The 16,272-nt window shown below is 77.1% G+C and carries 20 protein-coding genes; 13 read left to right on the forward strand and 7 right to left on the reverse strand.

What is annotated here, in order from left to right; genetic code table 11:
• The first annotated feature begins 732 nt into the window (after positions 1–732).
• The 5 genes from flgE (at position 733) to ACI6QG_RS18990 (ending at position 5,961) form a co-directional block, all read left to right on the forward strand.
• Positions 733–2,034 (forward strand): flagellar hook protein FlgE, encoded by a 1,302-nt coding sequence (gene flgE / locus ACI6QG_RS18970; protein WP_407026157.1) that lies wholly within the window; start codon positions 733–735, stop codon positions 2,032–2,034.
• Between the two features lie 73 nt (positions 2,035–2,107).
• Entirely contained in the window at positions 2,108–3,640 is a 1,533-nt protein-coding gene (locus ACI6QG_RS18975) for a flagellar hook-associated protein FlgK (RefSeq protein ID WP_407026158.1), read from the forward strand.
• 5 nt (positions 3,641–3,645) lie between these two features.
• Complete coding sequence (locus ACI6QG_RS18980; RefSeq protein WP_407026159.1) at positions 3,646–4,689, forward strand: flagellin; 1,044 nt, start codon at positions 3,646–3,648, stop codon at positions 4,687–4,689.
• Positions 4,690–4,771: 82 nt separating this feature from the next.
• Positions 4,772–5,206 (forward strand): flagellar biosynthesis repressor FlbT, encoded by a 435-nt coding sequence (locus ACI6QG_RS18985; protein WP_407026160.1) that lies wholly within the window; start codon positions 4,772–4,774, stop codon positions 5,204–5,206.
• The gene (locus ACI6QG_RS18990; protein ID WP_407026161.1) at positions 5,203–5,961 is read left to right on the forward strand and encodes a DUF1217 domain-containing protein; all 759 of its coding nucleotides are present in this window, start codon (positions 5,203–5,205) and stop codon (positions 5,959–5,961) included. The genes ACI6QG_RS18985 and ACI6QG_RS18990 overlap by 4 nt, the downstream gene beginning before the upstream one ends.
• On the opposite strand, the gene ACI6QG_RS18995 is transcribed toward ACI6QG_RS18990, so the two are convergent.
• Positions 5,853–6,206 carry a hypothetical protein gene (locus ACI6QG_RS18995; RefSeq protein ID WP_407026162.1) on the reverse strand — a complete coding sequence of 118 codons (354 nt, stop codon included), beginning with the start codon at positions 6,204–6,206 and terminating at the stop codon, positions 5,853–5,855. The genes ACI6QG_RS18990 and ACI6QG_RS18995 overlap by 109 nt on opposite strands.
• A 180-nt stretch (positions 6,207–6,386) precedes the next feature.
• Between ACI6QG_RS18995 and ACI6QG_RS19000 the strand changes: the two genes are divergently transcribed.
• The 4 genes from ACI6QG_RS19000 to ACI6QG_RS19015 all read left to right on the forward strand — a co-directional run bounded on the left by ACI6QG_RS19000 (position 6,387) and on the right by ACI6QG_RS19015 (position 9,330).
• Positions 6,387–7,184, forward strand: coding sequence for an enoyl-CoA hydratase (locus ACI6QG_RS19000; RefSeq protein WP_407026163.1), 798 nt, complete (start codon positions 6,387–6,389; stop codon positions 7,182–7,184).
• 96 nt (positions 7,185–7,280) lie between these two features.
• Complete coding sequence (locus tag ACI6QG_RS19005; protein WP_407026174.1) at positions 7,281–7,889, forward strand: exopolysaccharide biosynthesis protein; 609 nt, start codon at positions 7,281–7,283, stop codon at positions 7,887–7,889.
• Positions 7,877–8,320 carry a DUF3237 domain-containing protein gene (locus tag ACI6QG_RS19010; RefSeq protein ID WP_407026164.1) on the forward strand — a complete coding sequence of 148 codons (444 nt, stop codon included), beginning with the start codon at positions 7,877–7,879 and terminating at the stop codon, positions 8,318–8,320. The genes ACI6QG_RS19005 and ACI6QG_RS19010 overlap by 13 nt, the downstream gene beginning before the upstream one ends.
• A 29-nt stretch (positions 8,321–8,349) precedes the next feature.
• Positions 8,350–9,330: a Bug family tripartite tricarboxylate transporter substrate binding protein gene (locus tag ACI6QG_RS19015; protein WP_407026165.1), complete on the forward strand. Its 981-nt coding sequence runs from the start codon at positions 8,350–8,352 to the stop codon at positions 9,328–9,330.
• 7 nt (positions 9,331–9,337) lie between these two features.
• Here the strand turns inward: ACI6QG_RS19015 and ACI6QG_RS19020 are convergent, their stop codons facing one another.
• A complete protein-coding gene (locus ACI6QG_RS19020; RefSeq protein ID WP_407026175.1) occupies positions 9,338–9,595 on the reverse strand; it encodes a TRAP transporter large permease subunit in 258 nt (85 codons plus the stop codon).
• A gap of 222 nt (positions 9,596–9,817) precedes the next feature.
• On the opposite strand from ACI6QG_RS19020, the gene ACI6QG_RS19025 reads away from it, so the two are divergent.
• Positions 9,818–10,300, forward strand: a complete 483-nt coding sequence (locus ACI6QG_RS19025) for a transketolase-like TK C-terminal-containing protein (protein WP_407026166.1) — start codon at positions 9,818–9,820, stop codon at positions 10,298–10,300.
• Between the two features lie 40 nt (positions 10,301–10,340).
• On the opposite strand, the gene ACI6QG_RS19030 is transcribed toward ACI6QG_RS19025, so the two are convergent.
• From ACI6QG_RS19030 to ACI6QG_RS19050, 5 genes are all read right to left on the reverse strand, one after another.
• Positions 10,341–10,679: a winged helix-turn-helix domain-containing protein gene (locus tag ACI6QG_RS19030; protein ID WP_407026167.1), complete on the reverse strand. Its 339-nt coding sequence runs from the start codon at positions 10,677–10,679 to the stop codon at positions 10,341–10,343.
• Entirely contained in the window at positions 10,676–11,755 is a 1,080-nt protein-coding gene (gene modC, locus ACI6QG_RS19035; RefSeq protein WP_407026168.1) for a molybdenum ABC transporter ATP-binding protein, read from the reverse strand. Before modC ends, ACI6QG_RS19030 begins: the two co-directional genes overlap by 4 nt.
• Positions 11,752–12,447, reverse strand: a complete 696-nt coding sequence (gene modB / locus ACI6QG_RS19040; protein ID WP_407026169.1) for a molybdate ABC transporter permease subunit — start codon at positions 12,445–12,447, stop codon at positions 11,752–11,754. Before modB ends, modC begins: the two co-directional genes overlap by 4 nt.
• A complete protein-coding gene (gene modA / locus ACI6QG_RS19045) occupies positions 12,444–13,202 on the reverse strand; it encodes a molybdate ABC transporter substrate-binding protein (RefSeq protein ID WP_407026170.1) in 759 nt (252 codons plus the stop codon). The genes modB and modA overlap by 4 nt, the downstream gene beginning before the upstream one ends.
• A 67-nt stretch (positions 13,203–13,269) precedes the next feature.
• On the reverse strand, positions 13,270–14,646 hold the full coding sequence (locus tag ACI6QG_RS19050) for a L,D-transpeptidase scaffold domain-containing protein (protein WP_407026171.1): 1,377 nt from the start codon (positions 14,644–14,646) through the stop codon (positions 13,270–13,272).
• Between the two features lie 104 nt (positions 14,647–14,750).
• Between ACI6QG_RS19050 and ACI6QG_RS19055 the strand changes: the two genes are divergently transcribed.
• From ACI6QG_RS19055 to ACI6QG_RS19065, 3 genes are all read left to right on the forward strand, one after another.
• Positions 14,751–14,939: a hypothetical protein gene (locus ACI6QG_RS19055; RefSeq protein WP_407026172.1), complete on the forward strand. Its 189-nt coding sequence runs from the start codon at positions 14,751–14,753 to the stop codon at positions 14,937–14,939.
• Positions 14,940–15,157: 218 nt separating this feature from the next.
• Complete coding sequence (locus ACI6QG_RS19060; protein ID WP_407026173.1) at positions 15,158–15,925, forward strand: ImuA family protein; 768 nt, start codon at positions 15,158–15,160, stop codon at positions 15,923–15,925.
• A gap of 10 nt (positions 15,926–15,935) precedes the next feature.
• A partial coding sequence (locus ACI6QG_RS19065) for a Y-family DNA polymerase (RefSeq protein WP_491630754.1) occupies positions 15,936–16,272 on the forward strand: 337 nt, incomplete at its 3' end.

Consider the following 16,272-nt stretch of genomic DNA (forward strand, 5'->3'; position numbering starts at 1 on the left):
GATCACGCCCCCCTCGGCGACGCCGCCCCGCGCCCCCCCCGGGGCGCGGCGCCGCGCCCGGCGGGGCAGCGGGCGGCGCGGCAAGGGGCGGGGGCGCGGCGGACGCCGGCTCAGCGGTGGGGGGCGTGACGGATGGCGGCGTGGCTGCGGGCGGCGCGGCTGGGAACGGCGCGGCGGCCCGCGGCGTGATGGATGGCGCCACGGCGGGGAGCGGAGCGGCGGCCGCCGGCGCGGCAGGGGCAGCCGCACCCGCCGGGCGCGACGGGTCCGCCCCCAATGGCGCCGCGCGGGGCATCACGGGCGGAATCGCCGCGGGGGGCGCATCCGGCAACACCACGCCGGGCGCGGCGGGCAGGCCAGCAAGGGGCACGGCCGCCCCCGGGCCCGGCGGGGCAGGCGCCCCGGGAAGCGCCGGCGCCGTCCCGGACGCCTCGGCCGCCCGGCCCAGCGCCAGGGCGAAGCCGGGCGCGCCGCCTTCCGGCGCCGCCGGCGGGACTGCGGCGGGGGCGGCGGGCAGGGCGGCCGGAATCTGCATGGGGCGGGCACCTCGCGGGATGGGTCGCGGCGGGCGCTGCAAGCCCTGCGCCAGCCCCGGCGCCGCCCGGCCCGGCAAAGCCTGCCGCCCGGCGGCGGCGGATTCCCCCCTGCGGCACGGAGCGCGCCCGCCCACCCCGCCCAGCCCTGGCACGGAAGCTGCGAGGCCCCGGCCAGACCCCGGCACGAGGAGGCCCGATGTCCCTGTTCGGTTCCATGACCACCGCCATCTCCGGCCTGGCCGCCCAGGCGCGCGCGCTGGGCCACGTCTCGGACAACCTGGCCAACAGCCAGACCGTGGGCTTCAAGCGGGTGGACACCAACTTCTCCGACCTGGTGACGCAGTCCAACGCCACCATCCACTCGCCCGGCTCGGTGCTCGCGCGGCCGGACTTCACCAACACGGTGCAGGGCACGGTGGAGCAGACCTCCAACCCGCTCGGCATGGCCATCGGCGGGCAGGGCTTCTTCGCCGTCGCCCAGGCCCGGGGCACCGTGGACGGGCTGCCCACCTTCGACGACCGGCAGTTCTTCACCCGCGCCGGCGACTTCTCCATGGACGCCGACGGCTACCTGGTGAACTCCTCCGGCTACTACCTGCGCGGCTGGCGGATGCAGGACAACGGCCAGATGGACCGCACGACGCTGAACCCCATCCGCGTCTCGCAGAACGTGTTCAATCCCATCGCCACCACCACCATCGAGATGTCGGCCAACCTGCCGGCCCTCACGCCGCCCGCCTCCCCCGCCGAGGCCAAGAGCTACTCGACCCAGGTGGAGGTGTACGACGACATGGGCCGCCGCCACGCGGTGACGCTGACCTTCGCGCAGGATCCCGGCGCGGTGGGCCCGCCCGCCGTGCCCGCCGCCGCCAACACCTGGCGCATGAGCGTGAACCCGCCGCCCACCTCCGGCGCGGTGGACATCCCCGTCGTCTTCGGCGCCGACGGCACCATCAACTCCTTCGACGGCGTGGCCGGCACCACCAACGACCCGGTAACCCTGACGCTGAACATGGGGCTGGGCGTCGCCGCGCAGGACATCACCCTCAACCTCGGCCGCTTCAACCTGCCCGAGGGGCTGACGCAGTGGGACGCCACCGACTTCTCCCTGCGCAACCTGGAGCAGAACGGCGTGCCGCCCGGCGGCTACAGCGGCCTGTCCATCGGCGAAACCGGCGACATCATGGTCAACTACGACAACGGGCAGAGCCGCGTCATCGGCCGCGTGCCCCTGGTCGCCTTCGCCGACCCCGACCGCCTGCAGCGCATCGACGGCCAGGCCTTCATGCGCACGCTGGACAGCGGCGAGGCGCGGGTGACGGACGCCAGCAGCAACGGCGTGGGCAAGCTGGTGGTGGGCGCGCTGGAGAAGTCGAACGTGGACATCGCGGCCGAATTCACCAAGCTCATCGTCGCCCAGCGCGCCTACACGGCCAACACCAAGGTCGTCACCACCGCGGACGAGATGCTCCAGGAAACCATCAACATGCGGCGTTGATGCAACAGTGTGGCGTGCAGATGCGCCACGCGAAACGCCCCATTAACCGATGGGGCCGGAGGGTCCTCCTGCCATGAGCCTCGACCTCGCCTTCGGCATCGCGCGCACCGGGCTGCTGGCCACCCAGCAGGCCCTGGCGAACGTGTCGCAGAACATCGCCAACGCCCGCACCGAGGGCTACACGCGCAAGCAGGTGGACATGTCCGCCACCGCCTGGGCCGGGCAGCCCATGGGGGTGCGCGCCGGGGTGGCCGCGCGCACGGTGGACGCCGCCCTGGTGAACGAGCGCAACGCCCGCGCCGCCGACGCCGCCGCCGCCGGGCTGCGCGAGCGCCTGCTGGGCGGCATCGAGGCGGCGCACGGCACGCCGGAGGCCGGCGACACCCTGGCCGACGGCGTGGGCGCCCTGCAGACGGCCTTCCTGGCCCTGCGCGATTCCCCCGCCGATTCCGGCCTGCAGCGCGCGGCCCTGGGCGCCGCGCGCGACCTCGCCTCGCGCTTCAACGACGTCGCCCGCGCGGTGGCCGGGGCGCGGGAGGAGGCGCACACCGGCATCGCCGCCGAGGTGGCGCTGCTGAACCGCCAGCTGCGCGCCGTGGCCGGCCTGTCTGCCGAGATCGTCGCCACGCGGGCCAGCGGCGCCTCCACCGCCGCGCTGGAGGACCAGCGCGACGCCGCCATCGCCACCCTCAGCGAGAGCCTGCCGGTGCGCCCCATCGCGCGCGCCGATGGCGGGGTGACGCTGGTGGCCGGCGGCCTGACCCTGCCGCTGGACCCGAACCGGGACGTGTTCGGCTTCGCCCAGGGCGCCATCGGCGCCGCCTCCTTCCACGGCGGCGCCGGCACCCTGGCGGGGGTGACGCTGCAGGGCACGGACGTCACCGCCCGCCTGTCCGGCGGCCGCCTGGGCGAGATGCTGCGCCTGCGCGACGAGACGCTGCCGCGTTTCGCCGCCGAGCTGGACGTCGCCGCCGCCAGCCTGGCGGCGCGGATGGACGCCCAGGGGCTGCGCCTGTTCACCGACGGCGCCGGCGCCGTGCCGGACGTGGCGCAGCCCTATGCCGCCCCCGCCGGCGGGCAGCTGGGCTTCGCGGCGCTGATGCAGGTAAGCGCATCGGCGGCGCAGGACCCCCGGCTGCTGCGCGACGGCACCCACGCCGTCGCCGCCAGCCCCGGCGGGCCCACCGCCTTCACCCCCAACCCGCCCGGCGGCCCGGCCGGCTTCACCGGGCTGCTGGACCGCGTCGCCGGCTTCGCCCTGGGCGAGGAGGCGAGCGCCGGCAACCCCTGGCCCGCCTTCGCCTCCGGCGGCCTGGGGCCGGACGGCACGCTCTCCTCCCCCTTCTTCGCACCGCGCGGGGTGGCGGGCTTCGCCGCCGCCCTGGCCGCCGCCCAGGTGGCCGACCGCGCGGCGGCCACGGAGGCGAAGGACCGCGCCACCGGCCTGCGCGACGGGCTGGACGCCCGCTTCGCCGCGCAGTCGGGCGTGGGCACGGACGCGGAGATGGCGGCGATGGTGCAGCTGCAGAACGCCTACGCGGCCAACGCGCGCGTCATGAACACGGCGCAGGAGATGTGGGATCTCCTGCTCTCCATCGGACGGTGAGCTGAATGAGCGACATGATCGGCCGGCTGACGGCGGAGACCTCCTCGCTGCGCCTGCGGCTGGAGGCGTTGACCCGGCAGGTGGCCAGCGGCCAGCGGACGGAGCGCCTGGGCGACATCGCGCCCGAGGTGCCGCGCGCCGTCTCCCTGCGCGCCGAGATGGGGCGGCGCGACACCTACACCCGCGCCATGGACCAGGCGGGCGCGCGCATGGAGGTGACGCAGGGCGCGCTGGACCGCCTGCGCGGGATCGCGCGCGAGTTCCGCACGGAGGTGGCTATGCGCGTGGAGGCCGGCCGGCCCGACAGCCTGGCCACCGTGGCCGGCCGCGCCCGCGCCGCCCTGGCGGAAGTCGGCGCGCTGCTGAACACCCGCCATGCCGGGGAATACCTGTTCGCCGGCACCGACATCGCCCGCCCCCCGGTGCCCAGCCCGGAAGGGCTGGCGGCCGGGCCGATGGCCGCGGCCATCGCGGCCGAGGTGGCGGCGCTGGCGCCGGGCAACGCGGCGGCGGTGGCGGCGCAGACCATCGCCGTGGCGCAGGCGGACGACACCCCCTTCTCCGCCGCCGCGGCCGACCCGGCGGCGCCGCGCCGCGCCGTGCCGGCCGGCGACGGCGAGCTGGTGGCCTACGGGCTGCACGCCGCGCGCAACACGGAGGCCGCCAGCACCGGCGAGACCACCGGCGCCTGGGCGCGCGACCTGCTGCGCAACCTGATGGTGCTGGCCGCGCTGGAGCCCGCCCAGGCCGCCGCCGCGCCGGACGACTTCGACGCGCTGGTGGGCAGCGTGCGCCAGGGCCTGGCCGCGGCGGAGGATTCGCTGGGCGAGGAGGCGGGCGCGCTGGGCCTGGTGCAGGCGCGCGTGGCCGCGGCGCAGGAGCGCCACGCCCGGGTGACCGACACGCTGAAGGTGCAGCTCGCTGGTATCCAGGAGGTGGACCTGGCCGCGACGATGACGCGGCTGCAGGCCACGCAGTCGGCGCTGGAGGCGAGCTTCCGCGCCATCGCCTCCATCTCCGGCCTCAGCCTGGCGAAGTTCCTGGGCTGAGGGCGCTTCACGGCGCATTAACCGCGCGCGGCGCAAGATGGCGGGCGGCCAGGACGGGCCCGCAGGATGGATGGGAAGACGGATGTCCACGCTGGTACTCGAGCTCCGCCAAGGCGACATGATGGTGGTCAACGGCGCGCCGATCCGCTTCCGCAACCGCGCGCGGATCGAGCTCGCCTCGCGGGCGCGGTTCCTGTTCGGCAAGCAGATCATGCCGCCGGACGCCGCCACCACCCCGGCGCGGCGCATCTACTTCGCGCTGCAGACCGCCTACATCGGCACGGAGGAGGAGCGCGCCACCGGGCTGGGGCAGGCCCGGCTGCGCATCGGCGAGTTCATGGAGGCCACCACCTCCGCCACCTGCCGCGCCCTGCTGGAGGAGGCGCTGGCCCACGCCGAGGCCGATGACGGCTACGCCGCGCTCAAGCTCGCGCGGCGCATCATGCGCCACGAGGAGGAGGTGCTGGGCATCCCGCCCCTGCCGCCGCCCCGCCGCCCGGCGCAGGCCGCCGAGTGATCAGCGCCCTCGCCCTGTTCCGCCGCGCCATCGGCGAGGGCGAGGAAGCCCGCGCCCTCGCCCGGCTGGCGCGGCAGCCCGCCCAGCAACGGGGGCTGGAGCAGTTCAACCGCGCCCTGGGCCAGGCGCGCGACCTCGACGCCGCGCTGCGGGACCCGCGGGTGATGGGGGTTCTGGGCCGCGCCCTGGGCGTGCCGGAGGCGGCGACGCAGCCGGGCCTCGCCCGGCGCGCCTTCCTGTCCGACCTCGGCGACGCGCGCAGCGTCGCCAACACCCTGCCCGACACGCGCTGGAAGGCGGCGGCGCAGACGCTGAACCTGCACGGCCGGGACCTCGACGCGCTGAAGGACCCCGCGCTGCAGGCCAAGCTGGCCGAGGGGCTGCAACGCGCCGCCTGGAACGAGGAGCTGGAGGCGCAGGCCGACGGCGTGGGCGACGCCGTGGTGTTCAGCCAGCGCGCCACCAGCGTCGCCAGCACCTACGAGATCCTGGGCAACGCGGTGCTGCGCCGCGTCGTCACCAAGGCGCTCGGCCTGCCCGAGCAGATCGTCAACCAGTCGGTCGAGGCGCAGCGCCGCGCCATCGAGAGCCGGCTGGACGTGGCGAAGCTGGGCGACCCGCGCCAGGTGCAGCGCCTGGCCGAACGCTACCTGGCCGCCAAGGATCTGGAGGCGGCCTCCGCCACCGCGGCCGGCGGCGCCGCCTCGCCCTGGGCGGCCGCGGCGGCGGCGCGCGGCATCACCTTGCTGCTGTGATCCTCGCCGCGCAGCTGGGCGGCGCGGTAGGCGCGCAGCTCCTGCTCGGTCGGGCTGGTGCGCGTCACCTCGCCGCCGGCGCCGCGGAACTCCACCACCAGCAGGTTCAGCGCCGGGTCCACCCGCAGGCGCGGGTTGGGGCCGGGGCTGGCGTCCGGCGCGGACTCCGGCGCCGCGGCGGCGGGCGGCGAGGCGCGCCCGGCGGGCCGGGACGGCAGGATGGGCGGAAGGGGGGCGATATCCATGGCGGGCTCCGGTCCCACCATCGGAGACGAAGGTGAAGAAACCGTGAAGGGCCGCGGCATGGAACGGCGCCAAGGCCGCTGGCCACGCGCCCTTGCCCGCACCGGGCCGGGCGGCCGCGGCTTTTCGGCTTGCCCCGGGGCGGCTAGACCAGGGGCGACCGCGAAAGAAGGGGAAACGCCATGACCGACTACGCCGAGGGCAAGATCCTCGCCCGCGCCGAGGGGGGCGTGGGCACCATCACCTTCAACCAGCCCGAGAAGCGCAACGCCATGTCCATCGGCATGTGGGACGGCATGGCCGAGGCGCTGGACGCCTTCGCCGCCGACGCCGCGGTGCGCTGCGTCGTGCTGGAAGGCGCGGGCGGCAAGGCCTTCGTCTCGGGCGCCGACATCTCCCAGTTCGAGAAGACGCGCTCGGACGCCGAGGCGCAGAAGCACTACAACGCCAAGACCAGCCACGGCCGCGCCCGGCTGGCCGCCTTCCCCAAGCCGGTGATCGCCAAGATCCAGGGCTTCTGCATGGGCGGCGGCCTGGGCATCGCCATGTCCTGCGACATGCGCATCTGCGGCGCGGGCAGCGAGTTCGGCATCCCCGCCGCGAAGCTCGGCATCGCCTACGGCTTCGACATGGTGAGCAACCTGGTGGACCTGGTCGGCCCGGCGCACGCCCACTTCATCCTGATGACCGGCGGGCGCATCACCGCGGCCGAGGCGGAGCGCATGGGGCTGGTCAACAAGGTGGTGCCGGCCGAGGGCCTGGACGCCGAGGTCGCGGCCATCACCGCCACCATCGCCGCCAACGCCCCGCTCTCCCTGCTGGCCAACAAGCGCACGGTGCGCGCCGTCCTGGCCGACCCGGCGGAGCGCGACATGGCCGCCATCGCCGCCGCGCAGGATTCCTGCTTCGACAGCGCCGACTACCGCGAGGGCCGGCGCGCCTTCATGGAGAAGCGCAAGCCTTCCTTCACCGGGGCCTAGTAGATTCCCGCTGGAATCACCGCGTGAAATGACCATCTATGCGGGCGGGGCATCCCTGCCCTGCCCCGGATAGGAAGCCAGCACCCCTTGGACGGCATGCCGAACGCCTCGCACGAGGCGCCGATCTCCCGCATCGTGACCGAGGTCGCGGCCCAGTTCCCCGGGGCACGCATCTCGCTGGGCGACATGGCCGAGGCCTTCGGGGACCGCGCCTTCGGCCTGCTGATCCTGCTGCTGTGCCTGCCTTCGCTGCTGCCGGGCATGGCGAGCGTCTTCGGCATCCCCATGCTGATCCTGGGCGCGCAGATGGGCATGGGCCGCCGCGTGCCCCGGCTGCCCGCCTTCATCGCGCGCCAGACCATCCGGCGGGAGGACCTGCTGCGCCTGTCCGACGCCTCCTCCGGCTGGATTGGCAAGGTGGAGCGCATCGTCCGCCCGCGCCCGGGCTTCTGGACCGGCCCCTTCGGCGACCGCATCGTGGGCTGGCTCACGGTCTATTGCGCCATCATGCTCATCCTGCCCGGGCCGGGCACCAACGCCCCGCCGGCCTTCGGCAACATCGTCATGGCGCTGGGGGTGGTGGAGCACGACAGCCGCACCATCGGCATCGGCGCCCTGCTGACCTTCCTGGGCTGCCTGTTCGCCACGGTGGTCATCCTGGTGCTGCTCTGGGCCGGCACCGCCGCGCTGGGGTGGATCTTCTGATCGCGCTGGTGGAGGCGGAGGTCGCCCCACCGCTGCTGGTGGGCGCCACCCCGCTGGGGGAGCGCCGCGTCATCCCCATCACCGGCGGCCGCGTCCGTGGCCCGGAGCTGAACGGCGAGGTCCTGCCCGGCGGCGCCGACTTCCAGCTGATCCGCCCCGACGGCGTGGCGGAGATCGAGGCGCGCTACGTGCTGCGGCTGGATGACGGCGCTCTGGTCTACGTGGTCAACCGCGGCCTGCGCACCGCCGCCCCGGAGGACATGGCCCGGCTGCTGCGCGGCGAGCCGGTGCCGCCGGAGCGCGTGTACTTCCGCACCGCGCCGGTGTTCGAGACCGCCGCCCCCCGTCTGGACTGGCTGCACCGCACGCTGTTCCTGGGCCATGGCGAGCGGCGGCCGGACCGCGTGCTGATCCGCATCGAGCGGGCGTGACGCCCGCCACACGGGAGGGGAGAACCAGAATGACCATCACCCGCCGCGCCGCGCTCGGCGCCGCCCTGGCCGCGCCGGCCCTGACGGCACCCGCCCAGGCGCAGGCGCCGGGCCTGCCCGACCGCCCGGTGCGGCTGGTGCTGGGCTTTCCCGGCGGCACCGGCCCCGACCTGGTGGCCCGCCTGCTGGTCGACGGGCTGCGCGAGGCCCTGCCGGCCGGGCTGGTGGTGGACAACCGCCCCGGCGCCGCCGGCGCCCTGGCGGCGCAGGAGGTGGCGCGCGCCGCGCCGGACGGCACCACGCTGCTGCTGGGCGACGTGTCGCAGCTGGCCATGGCGCCGGCCACCTACGCCCGCCTGCCCTACGACCCGCTGCGCGACTTCGCCCCGGTGGGCGAGGTCGCGGCCATCGACTTCGCGCTGGTGGCACCGGCCAGCCTGCCCACGCCCGACCTCACCGCCTGGCGCGGCTGGGCGGCCGGGCGGCGCCCGGTGTTCCTGGGCACCTTCGGCGCCGGCACCCCCGGCCACTTCGCCGCCGCCCTGCTGGCGCGCGAATGGGGCCTGGCGGCGGAGGCCGTGCATTTCCGCGCCACCGGCGACGCCATGACCGCGCTGCTGAACGGCGAGGTGCAGGGCATGTTCGGCACCGTGGCGCTGGTGGCGCCGCACGTGCGCGCCGGCCGCCTGCGCGCGCTGATGACCACCGGCCCGGCCCGCATCGCCGTGCTGCCCGAGGTACCGGCCGCCGCCGAGGCCGGCCTGCCCGCCCTGTCCATCGAGGCCTGGTTCGCCCTGGTGGCCCCCGCCGGCACCCCTGCCCCGCTGCTGGCGGCCTGGGAGGCGGCGGTGCGCCGCGCCATGGAGGCGCCGGCTCTGCGCGCCCGGCTGGCCGAGGCCGGCTTCCGCCCCACCGCCCGCGGCGCCGCCCCCTTCGCCGCCATGTGGCGGGAGGAGGCGCAGCGCTGGGCGCAGGTGGTGCGCGCCACCGGCTTCCAGGCGCTGGAGTGACGCGCCCTCAGAACCGCAGCGTCAGCGCCGGCACGTAGGAGATCAGCAGCAGCACGGCGACGGCCACGGCGAAGAAGGGCCACAGCGCGCGCACCGTCTCGCCCATCTGCGCGCGCGCCAGGGTGGAGGAGATGAACAGCGTCGTTCCCACCGGCGGGGTGTAGAGGCCGATGCCCAGGTTGATCACCATCATCAGCCCCAGCTGCAGCGGGTCCATGCCGATCTGCCCCGCCAGCGGCAGGAACACCGGCGTCAGCAGCAGGATGGCCGTCCCACAGCACGGCGACGCCCGATGCGATGACCAGCGCGTGAGCCACCGTCACCACCGCCATCATCAGGCCCAGGAAGGCGAGGACGAGGCTCATGGCACCGCGGTTTCCCCGCCCTCGCGCGGCAGCCCCTCGGGGCCCAGCAGCGCGACGCGCAGCATGTTGGTCAGCGTGCCGGCCACCAGCAGGGCGCAGCCCGCCGCGACGGCCCGGTAGCAGTGCGAGCCCGCCAGCCCCTGCCGGCGGTGCGGCGCGCGGCCGGCGCCAACCGCAGCGCCGAGGGCGCCTATGTGCTGCGCGAGCCGCAAGGCGGGCGCGACGTCACGCTGCTCGCCACCGGCTCGGAGGTCGCGCTGGCCCTGGCGGCGAGCGACCTGCTGGAAGCCGAGGGGCTGCGCGCCGCCGTCGTCTCCATGCCCTGCTGGGCGCTGTTCGAGGCGCGCCCGGCGGCCGAGCGCGCCGCCGTGCTGGGCACCGCGCCGCGCCTGGGCATCGAGGCGGCGGCGCGGCTGGGCTGGGACCGCTGGACCGGCGAGGCCGGCGGCTTCCTGGGCATGGCCGGCTATGGCGCATCCGGCGCCGAGGCGGACCTCTGGCGGCATTTCGGCCTGACGCCGGCCGATGCGGCGCGGGCGGCGAAGGCGCTGCTGGCCGGGCCGCCCAGCGCGCGAACCGCGGCGACGGCAACCTCGCCGCGGTGAAGCGCCACCTCGGCAGGACGGGAGCAGGGGGCGGCCCGGTTCAGGGCAGGCGCCGCAGCAGGGCGCGCAGCCGGGGCGCGGCCGCGCGCGCCGCCGCGGCCTCGATGGCGCGGTAATCCTCCACCAGCCGCCGGCCGGCTTCGGTCAGCCGCGCGCCGCCGCCGCCGGCGCCGCCCGGCGCGGCCTGCACCGCCGCCTCGCCCAGCAGGCGGTTGGTGGCGTCCACCAGGTCCCAGGCGCGCTTGTAGCTCATGCCCAGCGCCCGCCCGGCGGCGGAGATGGAGCCCTCGTGCCCGATGGCCTCCAGCAGCGCCACCTTGCCCGGGCCGATGCGGCCGCCCGGCAGGTCCAGGCGCAGGCTCAGCGCGGCGCGCGTCATCCCGGCCCCCGGTGGTCGAAGGTGACGGCCTTCACCAGCGCCCAGACCGGCTGGCCGGGGCGCAGCGCCAGCTCCGCCACCGCCTCGCCCGACACGCGCGCCAGCAGCACGGAGGGGCCGACGGCCAGCCGCAGCAGCGCCTCGCCGGGGCCGCCGGGGCCGATGGCGGCCAGCACGGCGGGCAGCGCGTTGCGGATGGACAGGCCGCGCGGCTCCTCCGTGGCCACTGCCACGTCGCGCGCGCGCAGCCGCACCCGCAGCCGCGCGCCGGGCGGGCCGGGGTGGCCGGTGGCGCGCAGCTCGCCCCCGGGGAAGCGCAGCCGCGCCAGCGGGCCGGCCTCCAGCACCTCGCAGGGCAGCAGCACGCCGGCGTCGCGCCGCGCCGCCAGGGGGCCGCCGGGGCGCGCCGCCACCTCCTCCACCGGGCCGTGGTCAGCGACGCGGCCGGCCTCCAGCAGCACCAGGTGATCGGCCAGGGCGTCCACCTCCTCCAGCGCGTGCGTCACGTAGAGCATGGGCACGGCGGCGGCGTCGCGCAGCCGGGCCAGGAAGGGCAGCACCTCGGCGCGGCGGGCGGCGTCCAGGCTGGCCAGCGGCTCGTCCAGCAGCAGCAGGCGCGGGCGGGCCAGCAGGGCGCGGCCCAGCGCCACCCGCTGCCGCTCGCCGCCCGAAAGGCCCCAGGGGCGGCGGCGCAGCAGCGCCCCCAGGCCCAGCAGCGCCACCACCTCCTCCAGGGCCGGGCCGGGTTCCGCCGGCGGGGCGCGGCGCAGGCCGTAGCGCAGGTTGGTTTCCACGCTCAGGTGCGGGAACAGCCGGGCGTCCTGGAACACCAGGGCGCAGCGCCGGCGCTCGGGCGGCACGAAGACGCCGCGCGCGGTGTCCAGCAGCGCCTGCCCGCCCAGCGCCACCCGCCCGGCCTCGGGCCGCAGCAGCCCGGCGACCGCGGCCAGCACGGAGGACTTGCCGCAGCCCGAGGCGCCGAAGATCGCCGTCACCCCGCGCGGCGGGGCCGCGAAGGCGGCGTCCAGCGCGAAGCCGCCGGGGGCGAAGCGGTGGCGCAGCGCCACCTCGATCACGCCGCGCGCCCCAGCCAGCGGCCCATGCGCCGCGCGATCACCTCCGCCAGCAGCAGCCCGGCGACGGCCAGGGTGAAGGACACCGCCGCCAGCCGCGCCGCCACCGCCTCGCCGCCCGGGGTCTGGGTGGCGCTGTAGATGGCCAGCGGCAGGGTCTGCGTCTCGCCGGGGATGTTGGAGGCGAAGGTGATGACGGCGCCGAACTCCCCCAGCCCGGCGGCGAAGGCGGTCACCGCCCCGGCCAGGATGCCGGGCGACATCAGCGGCAGCGTCACCGTCACGAAGCGGTCCAGCCGGCCGGCGCCCAGGGTGGCCGCCGCCTGCTCCAGCCCGCGGTCCACGCCCTCCAGCCCCAGCCGCACCGCGCGCACGATCAGCGGAAAGGACATCACGGCGGTGGCCAGCGCCGCGCCCTCCGTGGTGAACACCAGCCGCACGCCGAACCAGGCGTGCAGCGGCGCGCCGATCGGCCCGCGGATGCCCAGCAGCATCAGCAGCCCCCAGCCCACCACCACCGGCGGCACCACCAGCGGCAGGTGCACCAGCGCGTCCAGCAGCGCCCGGCCGGGGAAGCGCCGCCGCGCCAGCAGCCAGGCCACCGCCACCGCCGGCGCCAGCGAAAGCGCGACGGAGCGCGTCGCCACCTCCAGGCTCAGCCGGACGGCCTGCCATTCCTCGGGCTGGAGGATCACCGCGGCAGGGTGAAGCCGAAGCGCCGCCAGGTGTCCGCCGCCTCCGGCCCGCGGGCGAAGTCCAGGAAGGCGCGGGCGGCCCCGTTGCCCGCCGCGCGGCGGGTCAGCGCGAAGGGATAGGTGATGGGGGCGTGGCTGTCCGGCGGAAAGGCCGCCACCACCCGCACCCCGCGCGAGGCGGCGGCGTCGGTGGCGTAGACGATGCCCAGCGGCGCCTCGCCGCGCTCCACCAGCAGCAGGGCGCCGCGCACGTTGTCGGCGCGGGCCAGGCGCGGCGCCACCGCTTCCCACGCGCCCATCCAGCCCAGTGCCGCCTGGGCGTAGCGGCCCACCGGCACGTGCGCGGGGTCGCCAGTGGCCAGGCGGCCGTCGGGGCCCAGCAGGGGCAGCAGGTCGGTGCCGCGCGCCAGCGTCGCCTCGGCGCGCGAGGCGGCGGGCGCCACCAGCACCAGCGCGTTGCCCAGCGGCGAGGAGCGCGTGCCCTCGGCCAGCAGGCCGCGCTGCTGCAGGTAGTCGGCCCAGGGCTCGTCCGCGCTCATGAACAGGTCGGCCGGCGCGCCCTGCTCGATCTGGCGCGCCAGGGCGGAGGAGGCGGCGAAGCTCAGCCGCGGGGCGGGGTGGCCGCGCGCCGCCCATTGCGCCGCCACCTCGCGCAGGGCGTCGGTCAGCGAGGCGGCGGCGAAGACGGTGACGGCCTCCTGCGCGCGGGCGGCGGCGGGCAGCAGCGGCAGCGACAGGAACAGGCGGCGCAGCATCGGCGGCTCTCCCAGGGCGTCGTATCCGGATGAATACAGGGCCCCGGCCGCCGGGGGAAGCCGCGCGTCACGCCGGCCCGGCGGCGGCGCGGCCCTGCAGCTCCTGCCACAGCCGCGGGTCGCGGTCGTAGAAGTCGGGGCGCAGCTGCACGCGGCCCTCCGCGTCGGCGAAGGCGGTCTGGTACACCAGGAACACCGGCACCGGCGCCGGCAGGTCCAGCCGGTGGGTGACGCCGCGGGCGATCTCCGCCTCCACCGCCGCCATCGGCCGGCGCATCAGCAGCGACGCCAGCTCGCGCGGCTTCTCCACCCGGATGCAGCCGTAGCTCAGGCGCCGGGCGCCGCGGCTGAAGAACTCGCGCGCGGGCGTGTCGTGCAGGAAGACGTCGAAGCGGTTGGGCATGTCGAACAGCAGCACGCCCAGCCCCGCGCCCGGCCCGGGGCGCTGCTCCACCTCGCCGTTGTCGCGCAGCACCATGTTGCGCCGCTCCAGGTAGGTGGGGTCCTGGGCCAGCCGGGGCAGGATGTCGCGCTCCACGATGTCGGCCGGCACCACCCAGGGCGGGTTGAAGAAGATGCCCTCCACCATCGCCTGCAGCTCCGGGCTCTGCTCGCGCTCGCCCTCGCCGCCCACCACCACGCGGCAGGACAGCGCCGGCTCCCCGCCCTGGAACAGCGTGAGCTGCTGGTCGGCGACGTTGACCCAGATGCGGTCGAGCGGCAGGCGGCGCGGCAGCCAGCGCTGGCGCTCCAGGTTCACCTGCAGCGGGCGCAGGCGGCCGGGCGGCCCGCCGCCGGCCAGCACGGCGCCGGCCAGGGCGGCGCGCAGCGCGGCATAGGCGGGGGCGTCGGGCGCCAGCTCCTCCAGCGCCGCGTCCGCCGCCCGGCCCGCCGCCACGGCGCCCAGCGCCGATTCGACGTCGCGCGGCGGCGGCGCCAGCGTCTCGGCGGGGCGGCGGCGGCCGGCGGGCACCCGGCCATGGGCCAGCGCGTCGGCGTAGGACAGCGCGGCCGCCGAGAGCAGCAGCTCGCGCTCCAGCGGCGGCAGCCCCGCCCGGCGGATCAGCGCCGCCGCGTGGAAGGCGGAAGGGTCCAGGCCGTGCCGGTTGGCGCTGGCCACCGCCGCGGTCAGCGCCGCCGCCTGCTCCGGGCGCGATTCCCACACCGGCTGGAAGCCGTGCCGGGCGTAGAATCGGCGCAGCGGCGCGGCGTCCAGCGACTCGCCGGCGATGGTCAGCACGCGCGGGCCGTCGCGCAGCAGGGCCAGCTCCGGCTCCGGCTCGGGCGGCGGGGGGACCCAGGCCATCAGCGCGGGCGCGGGCATGGGCGCGGGCGGGCGCGGTGGCGGCGGCGCCTCCGTGGCGCAGCCAGCCACGGCCAGGGCGGCCACCAGCCCCCGCCGCGACACCCCGCCCCGCCCCGCCTCCTCGCCCTCGCGCATCATTCCCCGCGACCTCCACGTCCACATGCAACCAACTCAGAACTTGACCGCTTCCAGAAGGTTGACGTCCAATCCCGGACGTCCACCCACTTCTCAAGGAGAATCCCATGCGCGTCACCCTCCGTCAGCTGACCCGCCTGGCCCCCGCGGCCGCCCTGGCGCTGTCCTCCACCGTGCTGCTGGCCGCCTGCGCGCAGGAGCCGGCCCGCCCCGCCCCCGTGGCCACCACCGTCTCGCCCGCCCCGGCGCCGATGATGGCCCCGGCCCCTGCCCCGGTGCCGCGCGCCCGCGGCTGACCCCCCCGGAAGGCGGCCCGCCCGCCGGGACGGGCCGCCTTCGCCCCTGCTTCTCTGCCGGCGCTTGCCGCCCGCCTCGGTGCGCGCCGCTGCCTTGCCGGCCCTGCCCCGGGCAGCCCCTTCCTTCCGCATCCGGCTGGCCGCCCCCTTTCCCCAAAGGCCTTTGCCCTCGGCAACGCTTCCCTTGCCGACGATGTTCCTATTATGTTCGTCATGCCATGCGAGTCGCCCCACCCCCCCTCGCCGATCTGCGCGCCCGCCTGGAGCGGCTGGAGCGCGCCTCCCCCGGCCAGCGCCCCTTCGCCGTGCTGCCCTTCGGCCACCCGGGCGTGGATGCCGCCCTGCCCGGCGGCGGCCTGCCGCTGGGCGCCCTGCACGAGGTGACGGGCACGGGCGAGGAAGCCGAATGGGGCGCCGCCGCCGCCCTGTTCGTGGCGGGGGTGCTGGCCCGCCTGCCCGGCCCGGTGCTGTGGGTGCTGGCGCGCCACGACCTCTTCGCCCCCGGCCTGGCCGGCGCCGGCCTGCCCCCCGCGCGCCTGCTGCACGCCGAGATGGGCGACGAGCGCCGCGTGCTGCCGGCCATGGAGGAAGGGCTGCGCGAGCCCGGCCTGGCCGGCGTGGTGGGCGAGGTGACGGGCGCCGTGCCGCTCACCGCCACCCGCCGCCTGCAGCTCGCCGCCGGGCGCTCCGGCAGCATGGCGCTGCTGCTGCGCCGCGCCCGGGGCGGGCCGGAGGCGGCGGCCGCGCCTTCCGCCGCGCTGACCCGCTGGCGCATCGCCGCCCTGCCCGGCGCCCCCCCGGTGCCGGACGCGCCGGAGGTGGAAGGGCTGGGCCGCGCCCGCTGGCGGCTGGAGCTGTGGCGGGTGCGCGGCGGCGCGGGCGGAACATGGGTGGTGGAGGCGTGCGATGCGCAGGGTCGTCTCGGTGTGGTTCCCGACATTGCCGACCGACCGGCTGCGCCGCCGCCCCGGCGCGCCACCGGCTGAGCAGCCGCTGGTGACGCACGGGCACGACGGCCGGCGCGAGGTGGTGGCCGCCGCCTGCCGCGCCGCCCTGGCGCTGGGCCTGCGCCCCGGCCTGCCGCTGGCCGAGGCGCGCGCGCGCATCCCCGACCTGGCGGTGGCCCCGGCCGACCTGGAGGGCGACGCCGCCGCCCTGCGCGACCTCGCCGCCTGGGCGCTGCGCTGGACGCCGCTGGTGGCGCCCGACGCGCCGGACGGGCTGCTGCTGGACGTGACGGGCGCCGCCGCCCTGCACGGGGGCGAGGCCGCGCTGCCCCCCCGGCTGGTGCGCGCCCTGCGCGGCGCCGGGCTGGCGGCGCGCGCCGCCGTGG

The organism is Sabulicella flocculans (assembly GCF_045449635.1).
Lineage (GTDB): Bacteria > Pseudomonadota > Alphaproteobacteria > Acetobacterales > Acetobacteraceae > Roseococcus.

Bases quoted from the DNA above. Each gene is read 5' to 3' on its own strand.
- ACI6QG_RS18980 (WP_407026159.1), top strand. From the start codon at position 3,646: ATGAGCGACATGATCGGCCGGCTGACGGCGGAGACCTCCTCGCTGCGC.
- ACI6QG_RS19060 (WP_407026173.1), top strand. From the start codon at position 15,158: ATGCGAGTCGCCCCACCCCCCCTCGCCGATCTGCGCGCCCGCCTGGAG.
- ACI6QG_RS19030 (WP_407026167.1), bottom strand. From the start codon at position 10,679: ATGACGCGCGCCGCGCTGAGCCTGCGCCTGGACCTGCCGGGCGGCCGC.
- ACI6QG_RS18995 (WP_407026162.1), bottom strand. From the start codon at position 6,206: ATGGATATCGCCCCCCTTCCGCCCATCCTGCCGTCCCGGCCCGCCGGG.
- modA (WP_407026170.1), bottom strand. From the start codon at position 13,202: ATGCTGCGCCGCCTGTTCCTGTCGCTGCCGCTGCTGCCCGCCGCCGCC.
- ACI6QG_RS19005 (WP_407026174.1), top strand. From the start codon at position 7,281: ATGCCGAACGCCTCGCACGAGGCGCCGATCTCCCGCATCGTGACCGAG.
- ACI6QG_RS18985 (WP_407026160.1), top strand. From the start codon at position 4,772: ATGTCCACGCTGGTACTCGAGCTCCGCCAAGGCGACATGATGGTGGTC.
- ACI6QG_RS19015 (WP_407026165.1), top strand. From the start codon at position 8,350: ATGACCATCACCCGCCGCGCCGCGCTCGGCGCCGCCCTGGCCGCGCCG.
- ACI6QG_RS19000 (WP_407026163.1), top strand. From the start codon at position 6,387: ATGACCGACTACGCCGAGGGCAAGATCCTCGCCCGCGCCGAGGGGGGC.
- flgE (WP_407026157.1), top strand. From the start codon at position 733: ATGTCCCTGTTCGGTTCCATGACCACCGCCATCTCCGGCCTGGCCGCC.
- ACI6QG_RS18975 (WP_407026158.1), top strand. From the start codon at position 2,108: ATGAGCCTCGACCTCGCCTTCGGCATCGCGCGCACCGGGCTGCTGGCC.
- ACI6QG_RS19055 (WP_407026172.1), top strand. From the start codon at position 14,751: ATGCGCGTCACCCTCCGTCAGCTGACCCGCCTGGCCCCCGCGGCCGCC.
- ACI6QG_RS19050 (WP_407026171.1), bottom strand. From the start codon at position 14,646: ATGATGCGCGAGGGCGAGGAGGCGGGGCGGGGCGGGGTGTCGCGGCGG.